Source organism: Cypionkella sp., assembly GCF_036782355.1.
Taxonomy (GTDB): Bacteria; Pseudomonadota; Alphaproteobacteria; order Rhodobacterales; family Rhodobacteraceae; genus Cypionkella.
Genome location: NZ_DAIPZF010000035.1, coordinates 22658 through 29634, shown reverse-complemented (window position 1 = coordinate 29634; position 6977 = coordinate 22658). Strand labels below are relative to the sequence as shown.

Genomic DNA, 6977 nt, shown 5'->3' with positions numbered 1-6977 from the left:
ATGGTGCCCCCCGACGGCATCGCATCGCGCGCATTGACGACAAGGTTCATAATCACCTGTTCCAATTGGCGTTTATCGGCGCGAATAGCCCCAAGCTGGGCGGCATGCGAGAGCTGCAACTTCACCCGTTCGCCCACCAATCGGTTCAGCAAATGCGTCAGATCCGAGAGCACATCCGCCAGATCCAAACGCTCGGGCTTCAGCGTTTGCTTGCGCGAAAACGCCAGCAACTGCCCGACCAAGGCCGCAGCACGATTGGCATTTTGGTGAATTTGTATCAAATCAGAATATTCGGGATCTTCGCTTTTGTGGCGCAGCAGTAAAAGGTCGCAATGGCCTGAAATTGCCGTTAGAAGATTGTTGAAATCATGGGCCACGCCCCCTGCAAGCTGGCCAATCGCTTGCATTTTCTGGCTTTGCACAAATTGCGCCTCAAGGGTTTTCAAGGCAGTGGCGTCTTGCAAAACCGCCAGCACGCTGGGGCGACCGGCCTCCACGATCCGGCGCAGGGTGACTTGCAAAAACACCTCGCCCTCCAGATTGCGGGCGCGCAAAACCTCGGCCCCGCTGGGCAGCTGCTCAGAGGCGACATCGGCCAGCCAATCGGCCACCGGCCTGCCCAAACCGTCAAACAGCTCGTGAATAGGCGCCGGCCCTTCACTCAGCTGCAAAAACTCGCGCGCGCATTTATTGGCCTGCAACAGCGTGCCTTTGGTGTCAAATTTTAGCAAAGCCACCGGAAGATGTTCAAAATCAGCAAGCGACGCCGCTGTGGGCTGGCCCGTGAACACCGGCAGCAGGTAGATTTCGCGCCGCTCGCCCGAGCCCTCTACCTCGGCAAAAACTGCGCGAATGGCACCGTTGATCGAGGCCACCTCCATCTCTTCACCCGAGCGCAGGATCTGGCTGCCAAAGACCTGATCCAGCCGCTTTGGCCGCCCCCCCAGCAAGCGCCGCATCGCGTCATTGCTGAACAAAATTACGCCGGCACGGTTGGCGGTCAGCATCGGCAGGCTGAGCGCCTCGGCCCCGCGCCCAAGGCTGCCACGCTCGGAAAAATCCTCCAGCCGCCACAGATAGCTTTGCGCGGTGATGCGATGCACCGAAAGACGGGTTTGCCCCTTTTGCGTCGTCACATCCTCGCGCGCGGCGCCCTGGCTGTTGGCACGGCTTTGCAACCGATACAGCACCGCCGAGGGGGCGGCAAAATGGTCCTTAAGCGCTGCCAGAATCGTCCCGCCGTCACTTGCGCCAAAACGGGCAGTGGCGGATTGGTTTTGAAAGCCAACCTGTCCGAAAGCATCGGTTGTAAAACAGGGGGTTGCGTCATGTTCCAGCAGCTGGCCCAAGCGCCGTTCTTCGCTGCGTTTGCGCCAAAGCCCAAGGCGCCGCGCCCCCTGTTGCAGCAGCGCCACCACCAGCAAGATCGCCGCCGCTGTGCCAAAGCCAAGCGTCCAAAACCCCTCGCCAAAAGCTGCCAAAGCCGCAAGCGCCAAGGCCAAAACCCCCAGCACCAAAGGCCCGCGCAGCATCAGCGCCGGCGGCCTGGCCTTATCTGCCAAGCGAAGTTGCGAACCTGCCACATATCCCTCCAACAGGAGCCCAGTTTGACGCAGTTAAACAGCCGAATAGTTAACCCAAGCTTAACCGCGGCCCTGTCGGTCGCATAATAAAATTTTAGCTGCCAGATATGCCGCCAGATTGGGGCGGCAAAAGCTGGGCCACAAAAAACCCATCCGCACCGCTTAAAGGGCTGAAACGGCGTTGCATTTTACAAGTCCAGCCGCTGTGACGCTGCAAAAACGCCGCGATTTGCGCCTCGTTTTCCGCCGCAAGCATCGAGCAGGTGGCATAGGCCAAAACGCCATCAGGCGCGAGCATCGTAGCGGTTTGATCCAGAATCTGGGCTTGAATCGCCAAAACTTCGGTCAAGCGCGTCTCTGTCAGCGCCCATTTTCCCTGCGGATCACGCCGCCAGCTGCCCGAGCCAGAGCAAGGAACATCCGTCAAGATCAGATCATAAGGCTTTGTTTTGGAAACACTCTCGACGATTTTCAGCCGCGCCCCCGCCCGCTCTGCCCGCGCGGGCAAATCGCGCATCCGACGCGGATCGCGATCATGGGCTTCCAGTGAGATCTGCGCCTTTGCTGCCATCGCCAAGGCCTTGCCGCCGCCACCGCAGCAAAAATCCAGGACCCGCTGCCCGTCATGCAAATCCAGCGTGTCGATCACTGCTTGGCTAGAGCCGTCTTGCAGCTCAACCAATCCCTCAAGATATGCAGCTGAGGCATTGATTTTACGCGGATTTTCCAAAACAATCAGACAGGCCGATGCCAGATCAGAAACCTGTGCAATCACCCCGTCAGCGGCCAAAACCGCCATCGCCTCGCTGCGGGTCGTCTTTGCCAAATTGACCCGCAAAAACACCGGAGCCCGCTTGCGCATCGCCTGCATCACCGCGGTGAAATCCGCGCCAAGACTGTCACGCAGTGGCTGGGCCAACCAGCTTGGGCAATCAAGCGCCGCTGCGCCCTCGGGCTCTGTCGCAACCTCACTGGCCAGCACCACGCCTGGCGCATGGCCCTGCCCGCAAAACAAGGCTTCAATGTCTTGACCTGCCGCCCGGGCGCCGCCCAAGATCAGTCCACGGCCAGTTTCAGAGCCACCCAAAGCCGCAAAAGAGGCTTTGCAGCGCAGTGCGTCATAGACCAGATCGCGCACCGCATGCCGGTCGCCCGAGCCCGCAAAACGGCTGGCGCGGCCCCAATTGGTCAGCGCCTGTTCGGCGGCAGATCCGGCCAGAATACGGTCTAAAACCTCGATCGCGGCAGAGAGACGGGCTTGCGGGGTCATCGGATCACTTTCTGCCGGAAGAAGGCCTGTTTGCAGCCCCCTGCCTATAGCGATGAAAAAAATCCTGCAACAGGCCGCATTTCCCCTCGCAATCGTTACATTCATCGCCCATCTGTGTCGCATGACTGGCGTGACCCCAAACCGATCCCTGCCGTTTTCGCAAAACCTGCTGGCGCAATTGCACGGCGGCAAGAGCGAGCGCATTTCGCTGCAAGAGCTGCTGGACGGGGTGAAAACCCACGCCCGAGCAACGCTTATGATTTTGTTTTCGCTTCCAAATCTTGTTCCAAGTATTCCGGGCATGTCGGCAATAACCGGCCTGCCCTTGCTGTTTTTGGCGGTTCAGATGATGATGGGAAATAATGTCTGGCTGCCGCATTTCATCGCCTCGCGCAGCTTTTTGCGCAGTGATTTGCTGCGCTTGATCAACCGTTTGCTGCCCTATTTGCAACGGGTCGAGCGGGTTTTGCAGCCGCGCCAGCTGATTTTATCGCGCCCAACGGTGCTGCAAGTGATCGGTTTGATCTGCGTGGTGCTGTCTGTGCTGATCGCCTTACCGATTCCCTTGGGCAATTTCCTGCCCGCCGTGGCGATCATTCTGTTCAGCCTTGGCACGCTCGAGGCGGACGGTGTGTTCATTATCGCAGGCTTTGTCACCGCAATCGCCTCGGTCCTGTTTATAACCGTGTTTTATTGGGGGGTGATTATGGCGGTGTTGCGGATGATGGGCCACGCAGCTTAATGCCGCGTGGCCAAGGGCTTAGCCGATCCGGTAGTTCGGGCTTTCGCGGGTGATCTGCACATCATGCACATGGCTTTCCTTTAGCCCTGCGCCAGTGATCTTCACGAAATGGCAATCTTTGCGCATATCGGCAACGGTCGCACAGCCGGTATAGCCCATTGCTGCGCGCAAACCGCCGACCATCTGATGGATCACCGCTGCCGCCGAGCCTTTGTAGGGCACTTGGCCTTCGATGCCCTCGGGCACCAATTTGTCGCTGGCCGCATCCTTTTGGAAATAGCGATCGGCCGAGCCGCGCGCCATTGCCCCCAGCGAGCCCATGCCGCGATAGGCCTTGAACGAGCGGCCCTGCCACAAGATCACCTCGCCCGGAGATTCGTCGGTGCCCGCAATCGCAGAACCGACCATGGCGCAGGATGCCCCTGCCGCAATCGCCTTGGCAAAATCGCCCGAGAATTTGATGCCGCCATCGGCGATCACTGGCACTTTGCCCGCAGCGCGTGCCGAATCCATAATCGCGGTCAGCTGTGGCACACCCACGCCCGCCACGATCCGCGTCGTGCAGATCGACCCCGGGCCGATGCCCACCTTGACCGCATCGGCACCCGCGCCAATCAGCGCACGCGTGGCCTCGGCGGTGGCAACATTGCCCGCCACCACTTGCACCGCGTTCGAGAATTTCTTGATCCGGTCGACCGCAATCGCCACCCCTTCCGAGTGACCATGTGCAGTGTCGATCACCACCATATCAACGCCCGCTTCGATCAAAGCCATCGAGCGTTCAAAGCCCGCATCGCCCACGGTCGAGGCCGCAGCCACCCGCAAACGCCCCAGATCATCCTTGCAGGCTTGTGGGTTCAGCACGGCCTTTTCGGTGTCTTTCAGGGTCAAAAGCCCGGTCAGCTTGCCCGCACCATCGGTCACCAGCAGCTTTTCAATCCGCCGCGCCTTCATCAGCGAAATCGCCGCATCGCGGTCAACGGGTTCGCGCAGCAGCGCAAGGTTTTCCGAAGACATCATTGCATGCACGGGGGTTTTGTCATCGCTGGCAAAGCGCATATCGCGGTTGGTCACAATGCCCAACACCCGGCCGTCATGGTCAACCACTGGAAAGCCGGTGATCTGATAACGCTCCATCAACAGCTTGGCATCGCCCAGCGTTTGCTCTGGCGTCAGCGTGATCGGCTGATAGACCACACCGCTTTCAAAACGCTTGACGCGGCTGACTTCGCGGGCCTGCGTCGCCACATCCAAGTTGCGGTGAATAACGCCGATACCGCCCGCCTGCGCCATGGCAATCGCCATACGGCCTTCGGTTACAGTATCCATCGCCGAAGACAAAAGCGGGATATTCATCCGGATGCTTTGGGTCACAAAGGTGGACGTATCCGCCTCGGATGGCAGCACCGAGCTTGCAGCCGGCACCAGCAAAACGTCATCAAAAGTGAGCGCCTCGCGAATCTCCATGAAAGCCTCCATCGGGTTCAAGTGGGAGTGTTCGTTTGACGGTTTCCTGTTTCACCGATTGTCAGGCTTTGCAAGACCCATTCGCCCCCTTGCGGGCAAAATTGATCCCTTGCAGACTGCGGCAAAACCGGGGGGCGCCGATGCGGGTCGCGATTGTCGAGAATACCAGATTCACCCATCACGGCCAGATCGGCGTGGCGCTGCACGAGGCGGGGGCGATGATCGACCTTTACCGGCCATGGGCGGATGGGCTTTTGCCCGAGCCGGATAGTTTCGACGCGCTGGTGGTCTTTGGTGGCGAGCAAAACGCCTTGGCCGATGCCACCCACCCCTATCTGCCGGCACTTGGCGCGCTGATGCAGGCGGCGGCGCTGTCGGGCAAGGCCACACTTGGCATTTGCCTTGGCTCGCAGATCCTTGCGCGCGGCGCAGGCGCGCAAAACCACATCGGCACCGCGCCCGAATTTGGCTGGTGCGCCGTTGATCTGACACCCGAGGGCGCTGCCGACCCTTTGCTGTCGCATCTGCCTGCGCGCTTTGATATTTTCGAATGGCACTCGGACACCTTCACCCTGCCGCAAGGCGCGGTTGCTTTGGCACGCAGTGATGTGGCGCTGCAAAGCTACCGGATTGGCCGCGCAGGCTATGCCACCCAGTTTCACTTCGAGGCCAGTCGCGCCGTGGTGCGCCGCTGGATCGACAGCTTTGGCCCCTATTTGCAGGCGCAGCAGCCCAGCTTTTTGGCCGATCACCCGCAGCTGGCCGAAACCCATGGCGTCGCCGCCGATGCCCACGGGCTTGCCATCGCGCGGGCTTGGGTGGCGCTGATCTAAGCCTCTGCGGCGTTGGTCTTGGCCGCCAGCGCCCCCGTCGCCCACATCTTCACCACCCGAACCCCGATCATCGGGATCAGCGCAGCAGCCAGCAGCAAAACCACCATCCCTGCTTCGGCCCAATGCCCGCCCAGCGAGATCAGCGCCGCCGCATAAGAGGCCAGCGGAAAGGTGAAACTGCCCCAAAGCGGCGAAAACCCCGAAGCCGTCAGCCAACGCGCGCTGAGCAGCAGGCTGGCAAAGATCACCGCGCCAAAACTGGCAAAGCTATAGGCCAGCAGATCTTGACCCAAGCCATGCGCAACGGTGGCAAAAAGTGCCGCTGGCGCCAGATGAATGGCCAGCATCGGACGCAGCGGCGCGGGTGGGATCCTTGCGATCAGCTGCGCCAAAGACACGCCCCAAATCGCCGCGGCAACCGGCATCACCGCCCAAAGAATGCCCTGCGCCACCCCCTCAAACCCCATCGACACCGCCGAAACCGCCCCTACGATAAAGCCGACAAAGCTCAGATGCCAAGCCGGTGTCACCACCCGCCCCTCGGCAGGCAGGCCAAGCCAAACCTTGATCCACAGCGCCGCAAGCGCCAGATGCAGCGCCAGCCCCAGCCCCAGCACCCCCGCCGCAAGCGCTGGCCCATAGGGTGCCAGCACCGCCGCCGATGCCATCACCCCCATGCTGGCGGTGGCATAGCCCGCGCGCCCGGGCAGCACCCGCATGTCTTCCAAAACCACCGCAGGCCTGCGCGCCACCTTGACGGCAAGCGCTGCCAGCGCAAAGCAAAACACCGCCAAAATCGCCCCCAAAGCCGCCTCTGCCAGCCCGGCCTCAAGCCCCAACCAGCCCAAGCCCCGCCGCGCCGCCAAACCCAGACCCAAAAGCCCCAGCAGCGCCGAAAACACCGCAGGCGGCGTGCGCGCAAACAGCTTGGGCTTGCGCGGCGGGAACTCGGGTGCTGGAAAGCTTTTGGGGCGTCGCGCCAAACGCGGGGTCAAATCAGGCGGGGTCTGGGTCATCGCACACTCCATGCTTTGCCCCATTCACCACGCCCAGAAGGTAAAGCGCAAGCGGCCGCTTCGCCG

General features: G+C 61.1%; 6 protein-coding genes. 2 read left to right on the top strand and 4 right to left on the bottom strand.

What is annotated here, in order from left to right; all coding sequences use genetic code 11:
* A partial coding sequence (locus V7Q10_RS12750; protein WP_442885873.1) for a two-component system sensor histidine kinase NtrB occupies positions 1-1532 on the bottom strand: 1532 nt, incomplete at its 3' end.
* A gap of 145 nt (positions 1533-1677) precedes the next feature.
* Positions 1678-2853: an RsmB/NOP family class I SAM-dependent RNA methyltransferase gene (locus tag V7Q10_RS12745; RefSeq protein ID WP_333869490.1), complete on the bottom strand. Its 1176-nt coding sequence runs from the start codon at positions 2851-2853 to the stop codon at positions 1678-1680.
* 121 nt (positions 2854-2974) lie between these two features.
* Here V7Q10_RS12745 and V7Q10_RS12740 point away from each other — a divergent pair, with 121 nt between their 5' ends.
* Positions 2975-3595 (top strand): exopolysaccharide biosynthesis protein, encoded by a 621-nt coding sequence (locus V7Q10_RS12740; RefSeq protein WP_333869489.1) that lies wholly within the window; start codon positions 2975-2977, stop codon positions 3593-3595.
* Positions 3596-3613: 18 nt separating this feature from the next.
* On the opposite strand, the gene guaB is transcribed toward V7Q10_RS12740, so the two are convergent.
* Positions 3614-5062, bottom strand: coding sequence for an IMP dehydrogenase (guaB, locus tag V7Q10_RS12735; RefSeq protein ID WP_333869488.1), 1449 nt, complete (start codon positions 5060-5062; stop codon positions 3614-3616).
* Positions 5063-5202: 140 nt separating this feature from the next.
* On the opposite strand from guaB, the gene V7Q10_RS12730 reads away from it, so the two are divergent.
* The gene (locus tag V7Q10_RS12730) at positions 5203-5895 is read left to right on the top strand and encodes a type 1 glutamine amidotransferase (RefSeq protein WP_333869487.1); all 693 of its coding nucleotides are present in this window, start codon (positions 5203-5205) and stop codon (positions 5893-5895) included.
* Here the strand turns inward: V7Q10_RS12730 and V7Q10_RS12725 are convergent.
* A complete protein-coding gene (locus tag V7Q10_RS12725) occupies positions 5892-6911 on the bottom strand; it encodes a tellurium resistance protein (protein ID WP_333869486.1) in 1020 nt (339 codons plus the stop codon). The two genes, V7Q10_RS12730 and V7Q10_RS12725, sit on opposite strands and share 4 nt — an antisense overlap.
* Between the last annotated feature and the right edge of the window lie 66 nt (positions 6912-6977).

Coding starts and splice junctions, on each gene's coding strand:
- V7Q10_RS12745 (WP_333869490.1), bottom strand. CDS start 2,853: ATGACCCCGCAAGCCCGTCTCTCTGCCGCGATCGAGGTTTTAGACCGT.
- V7Q10_RS12740 (WP_333869489.1), top strand. CDS start 2,975: ATGACTGGCGTGACCCCAAACCGATCCCTGCCGTTTTCGCAAAACCTG.
- guaB (WP_333869488.1), bottom strand. CDS start 5,062: ATGGAGATTCGCGAGGCGCTCACTTTTGATGACGTTTTGCTGGTGCCG.
- V7Q10_RS12730 (WP_333869487.1), top strand. CDS start 5,203: ATGCGGGTCGCGATTGTCGAGAATACCAGATTCACCCATCACGGCCAG.
- V7Q10_RS12725 (WP_333869486.1), bottom strand. CDS start 6,911: ATGACCCAGACCCCGCCTGATTTGACCCCGCGTTTGGCGCGACGCCCC.